Below are 16168 nucleotides of genomic sequence, written 5' to 3' on the forward strand. Positions count from 1 at the left end.
CGGATCTTTCTACCAATAGTTGGCATAAGCTTTGGATAAATCTCAACGCAGCGATAAATATCTTATTTTTAAAGCAGTTTCATAAAAATCCATGCACCTGCCTCCCGACCAGTATTAATCGGACAAAAAAAACTAGTCTCACGACTAGTTTTTTTTCATGAAGTTCTTTCGATCCCTTCTATTGCAAAAATCAGTCTTTATTAAAGACCAAGCCAGCCGAAAAGCTATACCCGGGAATTATCTGTTCAGCTATTTGTCATGGTAAAACAATACACATTACCTGCAAAATCCGCAACATAGACCTCATTTCCCTGAATAGTGACTTCAGCCAAAATCGGCGTACCCAGGTTAATTTTTTGCACTAAAGTTCCATCCGGATTTAAGACATACAAGTAGCCATCCGAACCTCCAAAAAACAATTTTCCAGCCGCATAGCGAATACTCGACTCAACAGTACTCACTTTTTTATGCTGATCCGGACTGGAGTATGCTGAGGTATAGATCAGCGCTTCACCGGTCTGGAAATTCCATTTTTCGGTTAAATTTCCGCGATCGAAAGCCTTTATCCCATTGGTCGCTGTTGGCATGATCAGCAAACTTTCGGTCAGGAGCGGCGAAGCCATCACTTTAAAATCGTCTTGGCTCTGTGTCCTGTTGATTACTGCACCGGTCTTTTGATCCAACTGAAAAAGGTTGTTCAGGCCAGCGACATACAAAGAAGTGGCATCAGCAGTAGCCCCACCCGTTCTAAACCGCAAACCATCATCATTTTTCTTCCACAGGAGCTTGCCGGTCCTGCAATCATGAACAAATAAGCTATTCCAGTTCGCTCCGGTAATTAGATAGTCGTTTGTGATGAGCAGTTCTCCCGGCATACCTTCGCCGCCATTCCAATCCCGATTTTGCCAGATGATTGTGCCATCGTCAACTTTTATTGCTGACAGGTAATTTCCCGCACCGGTATAATAAATACCATCACGGACGACGCCGGCGCTAACATAGCCCGGAAGCCGTCCGCCACTGAGGTCTTTCTTCCATACAAGTTTACCATCTTTTTCATTGATCGCGTAAATTGTCCCTCCCATATCTGTTGCCAGAATCAAACCCTTGCTATAGGCCAATTTCTGCTTTACCGAATTCTGGGTCTGAAAGGTCCATACAGTCTCACCCGACCGTTTTGACAATGCCTGAATTTTACTTTTACCACCGATGGCATCATCAATACTGGCCACATAAACCCGTTGTCCCTGTACCAGTGGAGAACTCTTCCATATATTCGCCCCAATGTTTGATGACCAGGTCAACTGGAGCAGGTCTGTCGAGGCAGGCTCCTTATTCCAATCAAATTTCTTCAAAGCCTGCGTACCATCTCCATAATTCACTTCCAGCATGATCGTCTGCTTTTGATTGCTATGAGCTGTAGCAGTAATCGTTCCACGCCAGTTCCAGTCACTGGTATTATTCAGCCCGACCGATTTCTGCGGGATACCCTGTTGATTTAATAGCGTAGCATATACAGAAATAATACTCTTTTCGGAGTGGTACACACTGGCACTGATGTCCAGTTTTTGCCCAGTTGCAATCTGTATCTTCCTGCTCTGCGGATAGATCAATGCGATGTGATCCGACAGATAAGGATATGTTGGAGTGACCTTGCTTACCCCGTTTTTGTCTACATCAATAACCATGAATTGCGCCACAGAATTATCTATCCCACCTTTATTTGGTGCGTTTGTGGATATAATCGCTACTCCATTCCTGCTACCAAAACTGTAGTTGTTGTGCCAGTGACCATACAGATAAGCTTTTAGGTTATACTGTCTTAAATCGATGGAATCGGTTTTCCCTTTCATGACAAAATCCTTTCCTACAATCAGGTCATGATTGATAAAAACAAGTGGTTTATCTTTCGCCTTCAGGGCCAAGTCCTTTTTGAGCCAGGCGATTACCTGATCCTGGTTGTAGCTCGGGGCATAGTCACCACCGGGCATCGGGGTAACGACAAAATGTGCCGGTCCGGCCTCAAATGAATAATACACCGGGCCAAATAAATCTTCAAATAGCTTCTCGCCGTATTCACCTTTAACAAGATCGTGGTTTCCTACCGTATAATAAGTCGGTACCCCCATTAGTTCGCTATTGACCTGCCGTGCATGAAATTGCATACCCGGCTCATAGCAGATATCGCCCGTGTGCATAATCAGCGCAGCCTGCTGTTGCTGCGAAAATTTACGGATATTGTCTATCCATTCGCCATATAGCGGTGTTTCGGTATCCGTAATCTGGATAAATCGAAGCTTATCCCCTTGCTGTTTTTCGTCCGCGATTACGCCAAAATCATAACGTTCCAATTTGGGATCAATCTTTATATAATGGGTTCCGCTCGCTTGATATCCAGCCGGAATGCGTACAAAAAGAAATTTAGCTTTTTCATTCTTTTTTAGGCTGAAGCTTCCATCGGCGGCAGTCGGTAAAACATCGTATCCATCGGATATGACCACACCCGGCATTCCTTTTTCATTGCGATCCATCTTTTTGTTCTTATCAAGATCCAAAAAGACATGTCCCTGATATTGCGCATACATCGCGTTGCTGCACAAAAGCAAGAGTGGAAGTATAATCTTTTGTATCGGTCGTCTCATGTCAAAATATTATCTATTCAAAATTCATTAGTTATAATAAAAGGAAAGATAGGATCTTTTCCACCAATTGAATTCACCTATCTTTACCTTTATCAAAAAAACACCACTCAGTTACCAAAAATTTGTCTGCACCAATTTACTGCCATCCAGCACCATTTGGCTATTGGCCACCGGATAGTAGTAATATTTAGGTTTTTCAAATGTCTTCTTTTTATCTCTTGCCACCGTAAACATAATATGGCCGCTGTTTCCATTTTCAAGATAGATGGTCGTATTGTTACCATTGGCATCCTTTAAATAATAGAGGGAAATATTCTTCTTTTCCTCTTCTGTCAGGTCTTTGATCGGATCGGTATCTTTTGCAGATTCAAGTATCGCGATATCTATTTTACCATCTCCCGTTACATCCATCGGGCCTAATGCCTTCACATACATCCCTTGTTGTTGATTGGCGAGGCGATCGCCCACTTCCCAACGGAAGACATCACGGTATCGCTGACCTTCACAAGCCAGTTCGACACGTCTTTCCCTGCGGATCTCGAGAATAAGCCCAACATTGCCACCCTTCACATTTGGATAGTAGGTTTGCAATACGGGATCAATATTGGCATTAGCTTCGCCCAGCTGCATGGCCGGCATGCCCACACGTGCACGCAACAGATTGATTGATTTGTCAAGATCTGCCTGGCTCGTGAGTATCCCCAGCTCCGCTTTGGCTTCTGCAAAAATGAGTAAGATTTCGGCATAACGAAACACAAAAGCATCTGTGTAGGCCGATTCCCAAGCGATCATTTCTGTTATTTCAGGATAAAACTTGATCTGATTGTAACCACCCAATGTCGGTTTCAGGCGATGTGGAGTTGGAGCATTGATTGGCTGAAATCCGGGTTTCATAAAGGTTTGCTCAAAGCGCGGATCGCGGTTAACGAATACTTGGTCAATATTCTTTGTTTTATAACCTGCTTGTTCAGTAAAACGTTTTCCATCTTTCATCAGATAACTTTCCATCAGCGTTTGGCTCAGCGCCCATTCATAGTCCAATACCGTATGCGCATTACGCATTCTTCTAAGATCTTTATCGTAATCAATAAATAGGATCGTTTCAGGATTTGCCTGTAGATTGAGGCTGATAAATAGATCCCGATAGGCACGGTTGACACCGCCGGTGGTACTGATCGAAAATTTGGCCGATTTCATAATTTCTTCGGCAGCAGAAACAGCCCGCTGTAAAAAAGTATTTGCCGATCCACTCAGGTTCAAATACGTGTGATATTTACGGAACGTCCCCTCTTGCAAGGCGAACTGCGCCAATTGAGCCAGGGCTGCCCACTTGGTGACTGTCGATTTGTGACCGTCGGACCTGATATTGGCAACCGCAAATTCAAGATCCGCCATAATGGAATCCACCACAAGCGTTCGGCTATCCTGCTTCTTGTTCAATAAATCAAGATCCGAGGTGCCCATCGTCATACTGTACCAGGGCACATCACTATACTGGTTGACCTTATCAATATAGAAACGAGCACGGAAGAACCGGGCGATACCGAGATAATGGTTTACCTCGGTGGCAGAGGCTCCCTTCACTCGGCCCGCATTTTCAAGAAAGAAATTAATATTTCGTAGGGCAGACCAGCTCCACACGGCTGCATTCTGGGGGCTTATCCCGCCACGCATGATCTCATCAATTGTGCTACCTGAATTGTGATGGGCCAGATTATCTGTTCCCAGATCTGCTATCGGCGCACTCAAACTGCCGTAAAAACCATCTGTATATGTTTTTAGATCGGTTACATTGCTAAAAAAAACTTCGGGTGTAACCGATGTGGTGGGATACCGTTCCATGAAATCATCGTTACAGCTCATGATCAGGAACAAGGCCCCTACCAGCGCTCCGATCTTGATTAGTTGTCTTTTTATATTTTGCATAATAATAGTCATTTTAGAAATTAAAGTTTAAGCCAAACGAGTAAGTCCGCTGAAAAGGATAAGCCGTCCGGTCGCCGACAATTTCAGGGTCTAGATAATCCATCAGTTTGGTAAACTCAAAAAGGTTTTCACCGCTGACAAACAGACGCAATCGGTCTATTCCCCATCTATCTGTGATCAATTTCGGAAGGGTGTAACCCAGGGTCACATTCTTCACTCTTAAATAGCCTGCATTCTGCAAATATTTGGTCTGTGTGGCAGCCAGTTCGATACCGCTCTGCTCAGCTACATAGGACTTGGGTCTTGGCAAATAGGCATTTGGATTCTCGGGTGTCCAATGGTCCAGGTTAAACTTGGTCAGACTCGCCCAGGGCTGCGCATAAATACCCCAAAAATAATGGTCGCCACCCGGAGGATAATAGTTTCTTTTTCCGACACCTTGCAAGAAAACACGCAGATCAATACCATTCCAGCTTGAATTCAAATCAACACCGTAGCTGTAACGTTGTCTCGAATTACCAATTACCTTGTAGTCTCCATGGTTGGCTAAGGTCCAATCACCCCGGTTTATTTCGCCATCACCGTTGATATCGGCAAATTTAAGGTCGCCAGGTTCCAATCCCCTTGTACCAGGGTAAGAGGTCACATTATTTTGATTGGCATGCGCCTTGATCTCTTCCTGCGATTGGAAGAATCCTAAGGTCGTCAGTCCCCACATTTCACCCAATTCCTGACCAACATAATAATCACTTAAGTTATTTATCGGATTATTGTATTTCGTAATATAGGCTCTGCTATCTGCGAGATTGATCCTTGCCGAGACTGTGAACGGTTTGCTGGCCACCATAAATTCTTTGTTGTAACCAAGAGTCAATTCCCAACCATTGGTTTTTAGGTTTGCCGCATTTTCAAATGGTACACCTGTACCCAGCACGACCGGCAATACCCGGCCTGCTGTCAACATATCTTTTGTATCGCGACGATAGATATCAAATGAGCCGAAAAGCTGATTTTTAAATAAGCCGATATCCACCCCAAAATTAGCCTGCGTAATGGTCTCCCAGGTCAGGGTCGACGACACTAGACCCGGACTGCCCACAATGGGTACAACCTTGCCATCCAAGATAGCACCACTGCCCTTGGACATCTCGGCAATGTAAGGGTAATAATTGTCCCTTAAATCCTGGTTAGCCAATGAACCGTACGATCCCCGCAGTTTAAAATTAGATACCGTTTCCTTCAGCGGCTGAAAGAAGTTTTCCTGCGAAACTACCCAGGCAGCGGATACCGAAGGGTTGAATGCGAATCTGTCTTTTTTAGGGAACCGCGAAGAACCATCGTAGCGGAGATTAGACTCGAGGATATACCGGTCTTTATACGTGTAGTTCAATCTGGCAAAAGCCCCCCTTACCGACCAGGCATAATCCGAAGCCCCGACAGAAGGCGTTTGACCCGTCGCTAAACCGATCGTGGGTAGTGAATTGGAAATCAGCTGATCCCGGGATGCTGAGAAAGACTCATAAATCCGCTCTTCCTGGTTGAAACCCAGCATGACCGAAAAATAATGGTCATTGAGCGTACGTTGATATTGCGAGTAGATGTTGTATACATTATAGCGCGTTTCGGCGCTTCCATTGGAAGCATAACTGTTAAAGTTTTGCTTGTTCATCACATTTGGCCCTGTGCTATAAGCAAGCGGCACCTGAAAGAAATGCGATTTGCCTGAAACCCTTCTAAAAGTTGCGTCTCCGTTCAAGGTCCATACATTTTTGATGAAATCGATCTTTGCGCCAAAGCTAGTCTGAAAATCATTATTTCGGCTAATACTACGCCCCCCTTCGGCTACCGCACCGATCATGTTTACCCCGGCTTCGGTATAGGTACCGTCCGGATTATAAACGGTATTTAATGAAGGCTGACGGTTGACATTATGCCAATAGAGATAGCCCTGATCAATTGCTGAAGGCTGATCATATTTATCGTTGGTAAAGGTCGTATTATTGGACAAGGTAAACCAGTCCGTGATTTTATAATCACCTTTTACCCTGAAATTATAACGATCATAGGTATCGGGGCTAATGCGCAGCATACCATTTTGTCTATAATATTCACCCGAGAGATAAAACGAAGAACGTTCATTTTTCTGTGCGATGCTGATGTTGTTGGTATAGGAAGGCTGTATATCTTTATACACTTCCTTAAACCAATCCGTAGACCCGAGATAGAGATAAGCATTTTTATTTTGCGGATCGACAATCACACGCGGCAAGGACGGATCTTCGCTCAGCTGTTTACCATATTCGAGCATTTTCTCATCATAAAGGCTATACCAGGGCGCGGACATGATATTTCTGTATTTCATGACCTGATAAGGGTCGTCTTCTATTTCCACCGACCGTGTAATTGCCTTGGCGCCAAAAATGGAGTTGGCTGTCACCTTGATATCCTTTGTTGTACCCGATTTGGTGGTCACCAATACCACCCCAAAAGCAGCGCGGCTACCATAGATCGCTGCCGATGCGGCATCTTTTAACACCGTCACACTGGCGATGTCCATCGGATTCATGCGATTGAGTTCATCGTTTGTGGCCGGCACCCCGTCGATCACGATCAAAGGTCCACCTCCCGATAGCGAGGTGTAACCACGCACGTTGATTCCAGGCGAACTATTAGCTCTTCCCGATGTCGGTGTAATGTTCAGATTGGCCATGGCGCCCTGCAAGGCCGTCCCCACATTGGTAATGGGTCTACTTTCCAGAAACTTTTCGCCGATCTGATCGACAGCTCCCGAAAGATTGATCTTTTTCTGCGTACCGTAGCCAACCACAATAACCTCATCCAGATGAGACTCGGCAGTTTCCAGCAGTACATCCGCCCTGTTCTTGTCCGAGACATTGACTTCGGCATCTTTATAGCCCATAAAACGAAATAGGAGGATTGCCTTCTCCGGAACACGAATATTGTACCGACCGTCCCTGTCTGTACTTGTTGATATTCCGGGTACCCCTAATACGGTCACGCTTACTCCCGTCATGGGTCCCGAAGCATCCCTGACCATACCTGAGATCTCACGGTCCGTTTGCTTCTTTTCTTTAATGACAATGGTACTTCCCATGATATCGAAGATCAGATTGCGTCCGCGCAATGTTTTTGCCAGCGCGGCCCTCACATCGGATCCGGCCACGGAAATATCCACACGCGAAGCATTTTCAAATAATCTTTCGTCGTAAAATAGACGTAATCTGGTTTGATTGGAAATCTCTTTAAGAACAGTTTCAATCCTAGCATTTTTCAAGGATAGATTTACTTGTTGCGCATATCCTGATGCTCTAGCACCAATCGTAAATGCCAGCAGCAGTACACAAATCAACTTCATAGTCACTATGACTTTAATGCTTAGGGTATAAGAATGACTTCTCCGGTCCCCCTGTGCTATTAATGGAGAAAAAAATTTCATAACTTTGAATTGTTAAGGGTTTAAAAATCTATAGAATTCGCACTTCAATAAATTTGGCTCTTTACAACAGGGGATGCGTCAACATCCCCTTTTCTTTTGTATTGGACCTTTTGGCTAAGTTGTCTGCTTATATCATATTTTATAAATTTTAATTGGTAAAAAATTAACTGTATTAACGAATGACGATATGCCGTCCGTCGATCTCAAACTTTCTGTTGGTCCCGAAGGCCAGAATTCGCAATACCTCAGAGAGCCTTGACTCCCTACTGAGCGTCCCATTAAACCGACTGTTAAGGGGTATATCCCCCACATTGACAAATTCCACATTATACCAGCGCGAAACCTGGTCAATAATCTCAGCAAAGCTACTGCCATCAAGTACAAACTCACCGCGTTGCCAAGCCGTATTCTTTTGGATGTCTGCCGGCTGTACCTGTATTTTATTCGCACTGATGATCGCTTCATTTCCGGGAGAAAGATAAGCCTCGCGCCCTTGGTTCATAATTTTAACCTTGCCTTCCACCAATGAGGTGTTGATTTCCTTGTGATAGGCATTGACATTAAAGCTGGTCCCGAGTACTTCGATAACGGAGTTTTCGACCTCAATGCGAAAAGGTCTGCTGGTATCTTTGGCCACTTGAAAAAAGGCCTCACCGACCAGCTTCACCCTGCGTTCATCACCGACAAATTGATCCGGGTATTCTAATTTAGAGGCAGCATTCAGCCAGACTGTGGTTCCATCGCTCAGCAGGACACTATAGGTTCCGGCAGCTGGAACCTCCAATGTGAGGTTTCCTTTAAATTCGCTGGGTTTTACATTTTCGGAAAGTGTTTCCCTTCCCAATAACTGAGTTTGTCCCTGTTCATTGGACAACTTAGCAAAGCGTTCCCCCGGAAGAATATCGTTTTTAAACATGCCGGAGGTGTCCGGTGTGATTGCAGCGAGCTGTGGAACAGAGCTTGTCTGTTTTTGATGTAGTAATAAAAACGTGGTCGTTAATGCCAAAAGAACAGAGGCAGCTATGGCCACCCGTTTCCAGGTAAAGACATTCTTTTTGGGTTTTACCTGATTTATCTCGCCTTCAAATTTGTGCATCAGCACATTTTTTGAACGCTCCAAGGCCGCCTCTTTTTCGATGATCGGAAGTGCTGGCTCTTCATCAAATGAAAAGAACCATTCAGTTACCATCCGTTCTTCATCTGGATTACATTCCCCCTTGAGATATTTTTTCAGTAATTTTTGAGCCTGCTCTCTTTGATTATCTTCTGTCATATATTTATATAACCCCAGATAAACTGTAGAAGTACCGAAAAAAAATGATTTTTATTTTGCTTTCAGCTTTAAACGACTTAAAGCCAGGGAGATATTATTTTTGACAGTCTGTTCGGATATGGATAAACGGAAAGCGATCTCCTTAATGCTCAAGCCTTCCATCCGGCTGAGATTGAATGCTGATTGCATGGTCATAGGCATTTTGGCGATTTCATGATCCAGCATAAAGGATAACTCCTGAACCAGTAGTTTCTCATCGCTGCTACTGGCACCGACGGGTTCTTCTTCTAATGGAAGCACAAGCCGTTCGAAATGCTTGATCCGCTTCTGATCTTGGATCATCCAGTCGATTACCTCATATTTGGCTGCTTTGAAAAGATAGGGGTAGATTGAATCCTCAATTTCAATTTTATGGCGCCGGTTCCACAAAGAGGCAAAAACGTCCTGAAGAATATCTTCCGCATCCGTAATTGAGCCGATCCGTTTTAGGATAAAGCTTAGTAATGTATTGCCATAGCGATCAAACAACACCGAAAATGCTTGTGTATTGTCAACTTTTACAATATCAAACAGTTCCTTATCAGACAATTCTTTCATGACGCATTGATTATATGTACGCGATATCGGATTTCCAGAGGATTTATGCAAAGTTATAATTGTGATGTTAATATAACATTAAATTGTACATCGTGCAAGATCAAGTTAAAATCTATTTTTCCACAGGATAAGGCTTCTGACAAAATCTTCAAGCTGCATAGTATTGGATCTAAATGTGTAGTCATATCAGTTGTTAAAGCCCAACTTTGGGATTATAGATCAATAAACGGATCCTCGTATTCAATAAAAAAGGCCGGAACAATTGCTGCTCCGGCCTCAAAAAAAACCTTTAACCCTATGTTTACCTATTCATCTTTCTAAAAATATCCACTAATGAACAAGGCTGGCGAAAAGCAGTCCCCACCCCATTCGTTCATTTTCTGAAAGAAAAGCTGGGCGGACAGAAATTTGTATTTAAAATCCGCTAAGACGCGTTCAAAATGCCTGCGCCGAAAATATATTTCCATTGTGCCTGCACAGTGAATCAACCGGTTCCCGACATCAAAACTTGATTGACGACCGACAATAATTCATGTATCTCAAAAGGCTTGGGTAGAAAGTCGTTAGCTCCAGCATTGAGGGCAATATCCCGACCATTATATGAAGCTGAAATACAGAGGATAAAAAGGCCGTTGAATTCTTTATGCATACGAATCTGCCTAATAAGATCCCCACCATTTGTTCCTGGCATATGTAAATCACAGATAAACATATCAGGTTTTTCGTTTATTATCATGTCCAAGACGAGCGAACTGTTGCTTTCGCTTATGACGGTGGCATCAGTCATGCTCAATATCAGCTCCAAAGCCTCCAAAATTACGAGGTTATCGTCACATAAAAAGATCTTTTTGCTCATTGTCTTAAAATCTATCGTAAAAACTACCACACATTGTTCTCTTTTTGTGTTATCATGTGCAAAAAAATGCTTGACTGGATCCCCTCTCTACTTTTGTACAATATTCCCAATCAATAATCTTTATTCCTGCCTGGTCTCTTCTGGACTTAGGTCCTGTTCAACCAGTGGGTTTCGCTGAATCTGGTCACGCATCCAATTGTTAAAATCTACATCCGATGCGATCTTCAGCTTTTTACGCAATCTATTTTTGCGTACCTGTACAGCCCGTACCGTGACAAAAGTATATTGAGCAATATTTTTGGTCGAAAAATTAAGAAAGGTCATAGCGCAAAATTCTAATTCGCTACTACGGATTTTAGGATTAATTTTCTTTAATGAGGCAACAAAATCGGGGTAGATTTCACTGAACAAAGCCAAAAATTCAGCACTATTATTCTTCGCCAAAGCAATGAGATCATTAAAGTTATTCCTTTCCATTATATATTGTTTTTCGGTAAATTTTCATTTCTTATTTCCATCCGCTGACAAATCCCTTTCATCAATAGCTGACAATTAAGCTCGACAGAGTTCAAATGATCCCTGCCGAGTTAATCCCAAATATATTATCACGGGCCCTCACGCAAATCGGGTCCGGGTGATAAACAGCACTGCGAGTATCCAACGTATTAACGGTCTATTTTAGCGATGCTTTTATCCATTAGCTTCTTAGCCGGAATAGCTGGCCCCAGTCTGCTTGACAAATATTTGCATTAAAAGAAAGAATCAAGAAAAACAGCCTTTCACATTAGTATCACATTTTATAAAAACCTAATAAACAACACATTGAAATCACAAAAAAGCTATATTTAATCTAACGCGAAAGTTAGATAAACCTCTTGCTACTCCAAAAGAAAAAGCCATCTTCGCAAGAAAGCTTTCGATTTTGTTATTTTTCCACTACTGCTCGATGTCCAGTTCAAATAATTCCGTTTCCGGAGTAGACTATTAAACTCTTTACTCCCATAAAAAAGCTCGACAGATAGGATAACCTGTCGAGCAAATTGCAGTGGATTAAACAATATCTTCTGGAATATTACCAGTTGATCACGCGATCGTCATCATCCGCTCTATCCCAAGATTCTTGAGGATCGTTGCTGGTCGTTGCAGCAGAACCTGCAGCGATACCTTGTTCCAATTCAACATTGACGGCCTCAATCTTTGGGCTCGTATATATTTTTTTTGATTTATTTGTGTTCATGTCTTATTGTTTTAAATACCATTTTAATGCTTCAAGTATCTAGCTGTACCTATAGGGTACATGCAATTTTCTTTCTACCACTTCCAGATCCCAACATTTTGGTCGCTCCCTGAACAACTTGGGTAATTTTAACGTTATTAGTAGTAGAGCTCCATGGTACCAGGTTAAAATTACCTTGTGTCAGCACCAATGGATATAACGTTCCGCCAGAACTTTTGCTACCATACATTTGCACTTCTCCCGAACGGCTAATGACCACACGGATAATCGGATTTGTCGCAGTACCTGTCATACTATAGATCTGAGGAATAGTGGCTCCTCCCTCGGCATTGGCTCCGTTATATTCACTTCCGTCCGCGAAGCGTATATTCTTAGGCGCAATTGAAATACCCGATTCAAACTGAATCTCTTGTGTTGCTAATTTTGTTCCATTGATTTCCATATTGAAGGAGTTGTCCAATTGAAGGATATCAAAGACAAATCCATAATCTGCTCCCGGAGCAGTAAGATCTTTGGTCACAACATATCCTGCCGGCTGAGTTACTCCATCAACGACAGCTCCACTTCCTGACGCTGCATAATTCCAGTTGAGGTCAGCTCCACCGGTTACCGGTTCTGTACAAGTCTTGAAGTTCAGGTTCAGGTTATAACGCTGTCCTGGCAGTATCTGTAAACCTGCAACACCAACATTGGATCTTGTTTCACCGTCAATCGTAATTGATCCAAAGCTGAATATACCATTTGTTTCTCCTGGATGGATCAATAGCGTAGGATTACTAGTCACCGAACGTAAGCCCGCTCCCAAAAGCGGGAACTGTACCGCAGTACTAGACGTAGTGCCATTATAGGTTATTGCACCATCTGCTAATTTTAAACTCGCATTCGAATGTGTAGGGTTTATTGTCGGTGAAACCAAACTTGTTATTGCACCGGTCATTTCGGTTGCCATGGTCAAGTTAGTGGTTACTTCACTATACTGATGTTTCAGTATCACGTCAAGGTTATTATCACCGGAATGTACGGTTAAATCCTTCTTGAAATACATCAGATCCGCGCTGATGTTGTCCAAGCTGGCGTTAGCTAGATCAGCTTGAGCTGTCACGGCCGGAACTGTTGCCGTGCTATTAACTGAATAAGCTACAAAAGTATAGGTCTTTTCCGCCTCTAACGTGATTTCAGCACTATTGTCGACTGAATTGGTATACGTCTTTTCGGTTACATAATCGCCATCGGCATTATATACTACAACTTTATATTTGACATTGGCTGCCAAAGGCGTTCTTTCTTCGACTACCGCCGCACGGCTACCGGACCAGGCCCGCAACAGGTTGCCACTTGTCGCAGACGACTGGCTAGTCAATGTTGCCTCAAAAGAGCTTGATGCTGTCAATGGGACTACCGTTGTCTGGATCGCTCCCCCAGCGGTATTTCCCTTACCTGCTTTCTTAGTTGTTACGATCGGGTTTTCTACGCCAAGTAACTGAATATTGACGCTCGCTTTGCCACTCGCTGCCACACTGTCTTTGCTTTCCTTACAGGAATACATAGATCCACATACCAAAGCTGATAGAACAAATGTCCTCAAGCTTCTTCCTGTCTGTGTTTGTAAAACCATTTTCTTTCTTAGTTTTTGATGATTAATAAACATTTTAATTAATTAGCGACAAATATCAAAACAATTTCTCAAAAAGAAACAACTACAACATATCACAAACATATCACATATTTATGCGTATAAAACAAATAAAATGCATTAATTAGAAAAATATTATCTTTAAATAACACTAACAAAACAATCAGAAGCACTTGAATCTAGTTTTTTTGAGCGATTACTTTATATAACGGAGTTAAAAAACACCATAAATCAAATCACCTTAAAAATGTGATACATATGCGATATATCTGTGATATCTAAATCAGTCAATTTATTAAACTATAGCATTATTTTTGATGCAAAATGTGTAATATATTGAATCGATATATTAAGTTATGAGAAGTCACCAGAACAGCTAATTATTTAAATGAAGAGATATTAAATACCCAATGTTAATTTTAAAACGCCAAGAATAGTACAAAACAGTAGGAATCTAAACTAATAAAAGGCATTTATTAGGAGGATACAGCTGCTTTGATCCAGTATTGCACAATGTATCCTATTTTAATAGATGTTAGTCATAAACCAAATAATAAAAATACACATGAAAAAGAAAACTGAAAAAAAGATCTACGTGACACCCGTCATCGAGCAGTTAGATGTACTGATGGAGGAAGGTGTGGCCGCAGGCTCGGCAGGGTCAGCCCAACCCGGAGGAGGCTCCGGTGTTAACGAAACAGAATGGAATAACGGTGGATCAGAAACCCAGGATCCGAGTGGCGGTGAATGGTGGAACTAATCAAAATTATTTAAAACAATTATGAAAAAAACAATATTTCAACTAGCAAAAACAAAACTATCCTTGATCATTCTCTTAGCGGTTGCCGTTTCCTGTAGCAAGGAGAAAGGTGAAAATACTGTTGAAGTGAATAAAGGGATAAAACTGGCTTTAACAGAAGCCCAATTCGGCGGAGATAATATATCCGTGGCGAAAGCTTCGGCAAAAGCCGGCGCAACTGAACCTTTAACGATAACTAAAGAAATTCAGTCGGGACCGTTTAGCATCACCGCAGAACTGACCGAAAATACCCCAAGTAACAGCGGGCTTAAAGCATCCACCGGTAAAAAGGCCGCAACGAAATTGCTGTCATTGAGAGGTCCGGTAACCTATCGGGTAGTAGCCTATGAAACAGACGGTACCTACATCGATCAGTCCGTTGGCGATGCTTCGGATTCAACCCAGGTATTCTTTGGGGATAAATTGATCGCAGGCAATAAGTATACCTTTGTGATCTATTCATTAGGTTCTACGACCACCCCTCCTCCTGCAGCTCCAACAACAAACCTGTATACAGCAGGTCAGGTGAATTTCGCTTTTACAAGCTATGAAGAGAATGGAGGTGACTTTATGTATGCCATCGAAAAAGACGTCACCATACTCGGCAACAATACTCCGACTCCGTTGACGACACCATTGCAGCACATGTTTACCCGTGTGACCCTGCTTGTCGACAATAGCGATGCGACGGGTACATTTGGTACTGCAAACTATGTAAAAGGAGGTTACCTTTCGGAGGTTCCGGTACAAGCTGAATGGGTTTCACCTTTCGCTAACCCAACTGTCGACCTGAGTACCGGCGAAACCCTATCCGCTACCAATGCGATAAACGTACCCCCTGTTTCAAATCTAAATGCAACAGCACGGACTTTTATCGTCAACCAGAGTCAGTCAACCAATTTTTCAATTGCATTAACAATACCAAGCGGTCAGATCAAAATCGGTCATGATGTCAATGCGCAAGCGGTAAGCTTTAATTTTTCAAATGCGGGTCTAGGCTTAAAACCGGGCTTTTCTTACACCATGAAATTACGTTTTAACAGCGACCGTTTTGTCAATGCGTCCAATGTCACCAGAAGCGCTACTGCTGCTGATGCACGCTATGCTGTCATCGCCGGCTATCGTTGGGATCGTTTTAACCTTGGTGTGGTCGATGTAAACCCTGCAACCAATAATCCTGATGCCGTTCCTTCTGTACAGGCACTATACGGTAATTACTACCAATGGGGCCGTCAGGCTGCAGTGGCAAATGCTTACAGTGGTGATGCTGCAATCCCGGGATGGGATACTTCATCAGCTCCGGACGGTTCATGGAATAATGGTACCGCAGCGGCTCCTATAAAGGCAGCATTGGATCCATGTGGTACAGGAGATAGAGTACCTAGTCAAGCTGAATATACCCGTTTAGGAACTTATACCCGCCATACTTCCATTGGAAACTGGATTCCAAATACAGGAACTTCAGCTGGATTATCCGACTTTACAGCGGCACATATTATGACCAGTAGAAAAAGTAGTGATATTAAATTAAGCTTTCCTGCAAATGGTCATAGAGAAACAGTTGACGGATCTCAGCGTCTCAGACAAGCAACTGCTATTTACTGGTTAAATATGGAAGTCGGCGGTAATGATAGAGCTTATCAGGGCCGAGGATTCCAAAGTGGTTCTTGGGATGTACAGAATTATTTCAAACGTGCGGCTTACCCGGTACGTTGTATCCAGGATAAATAAGAGGCTTAAAAATTTTC

11 protein-coding genes are annotated in these 16168 nt (G+C 42.9%); 2 read left to right on the top strand and 9 right to left on the bottom strand.

The annotated features are described in order from the left end of the window. Positions 1-245: 245 nt before the first annotated feature. From DCO56_RS04445 to DCO56_RS04480, 9 genes are all read right to left on the bottom strand, one after another. Entirely contained in the window at positions 246-2642 is a 2397-nt protein-coding gene (locus DCO56_RS04445) for an outer membrane protein assembly factor BamB family protein (protein ID WP_108632504.1), read from the bottom strand. Between the two features lie 111 nt (positions 2643-2753). After that, entirely contained in the window at positions 2754-4568 is a 1815-nt protein-coding gene (locus DCO56_RS04450) for a RagB/SusD family nutrient uptake outer membrane protein (RefSeq protein ID WP_108632941.1), read from the bottom strand. Positions 4569-4581: 13 nt separating this feature from the next. After that, on the bottom strand, positions 4582-7944 hold the full coding sequence (locus DCO56_RS04455; RefSeq protein ID WP_245935775.1) for a SusC/RagA family TonB-linked outer membrane protein: 3363 nt from the start codon (positions 7942-7944) through the stop codon (positions 4582-4584). Positions 7945-8197: 253 nt separating this feature from the next. Then, complete coding sequence (locus tag DCO56_RS04460; RefSeq protein WP_108632506.1) at positions 8198-9298, bottom strand: FecR family protein; 1101 nt, start codon at positions 9296-9298, stop codon at positions 8198-8200. Between the two features lie 51 nt (positions 9299-9349). Then, positions 9350-9895 (bottom strand): RNA polymerase sigma factor, encoded by a 546-nt coding sequence (locus DCO56_RS04465; protein WP_108632507.1) that lies wholly within the window; start codon positions 9893-9895, stop codon positions 9350-9352. Between the two features lie 484 nt (positions 9896-10379). Next, positions 10380-10751 carry a response regulator gene (locus DCO56_RS04470; protein WP_108632508.1) on the bottom strand — a complete coding sequence of 124 codons (372 nt, stop codon included), beginning with the start codon at positions 10749-10751 and terminating at the stop codon, positions 10380-10382. 120 nt (positions 10752-10871) lie between these two features. Continuing rightward, positions 10872-11228 carry a helix-turn-helix transcriptional regulator gene (locus tag DCO56_RS04475; RefSeq protein ID WP_181390447.1) on the bottom strand — a complete coding sequence of 119 codons (357 nt, stop codon included), beginning with the start codon at positions 11226-11228 and terminating at the stop codon, positions 10872-10874. A 595-nt stretch (positions 11229-11823) separates the two neighbouring features. Further along, the gene (locus tag DCO56_RS29175) at positions 11824-11988 is read right to left on the bottom strand and encodes a hypothetical protein (protein ID WP_165306163.1); all 165 of its coding nucleotides are present in this window, start codon (positions 11986-11988) and stop codon (positions 11824-11826) included. A 49-nt stretch (positions 11989-12037) separates the two neighbouring features. Next, complete coding sequence (locus tag DCO56_RS04480; RefSeq protein ID WP_146190975.1) at positions 12038-13603, bottom strand: fimbrillin family protein; 1566 nt, start codon at positions 13601-13603, stop codon at positions 12038-12040. Positions 13604-14153: 550 nt separating this feature from the next. Here DCO56_RS04480 and DCO56_RS04485 point away from each other — a divergent pair. Then, on the top strand, positions 14154-14381 hold the full coding sequence (locus DCO56_RS04485; RefSeq protein ID WP_206531896.1) for a hypothetical protein: 228 nt from the start codon (positions 14154-14156) through the stop codon (positions 14379-14381). Between the two features lie 21 nt (positions 14382-14402). Then, positions 14403-16151, top strand: a complete 1749-nt coding sequence (locus tag DCO56_RS04490) for a hypothetical protein (RefSeq protein ID WP_108632510.1) — start codon at positions 14403-14405, stop codon at positions 16149-16151. Positions 16152-16168: the final 17 nt, after the last annotated feature.

Origin of the sequence: Sphingobacterium athyrii (assembly GCF_003071065.1) — a bacterium.
Classification (GTDB): domain Bacteria; phylum Bacteroidota; class Bacteroidia; order Sphingobacteriales; family Sphingobacteriaceae; genus Sphingobacterium; species Sphingobacterium athyrii.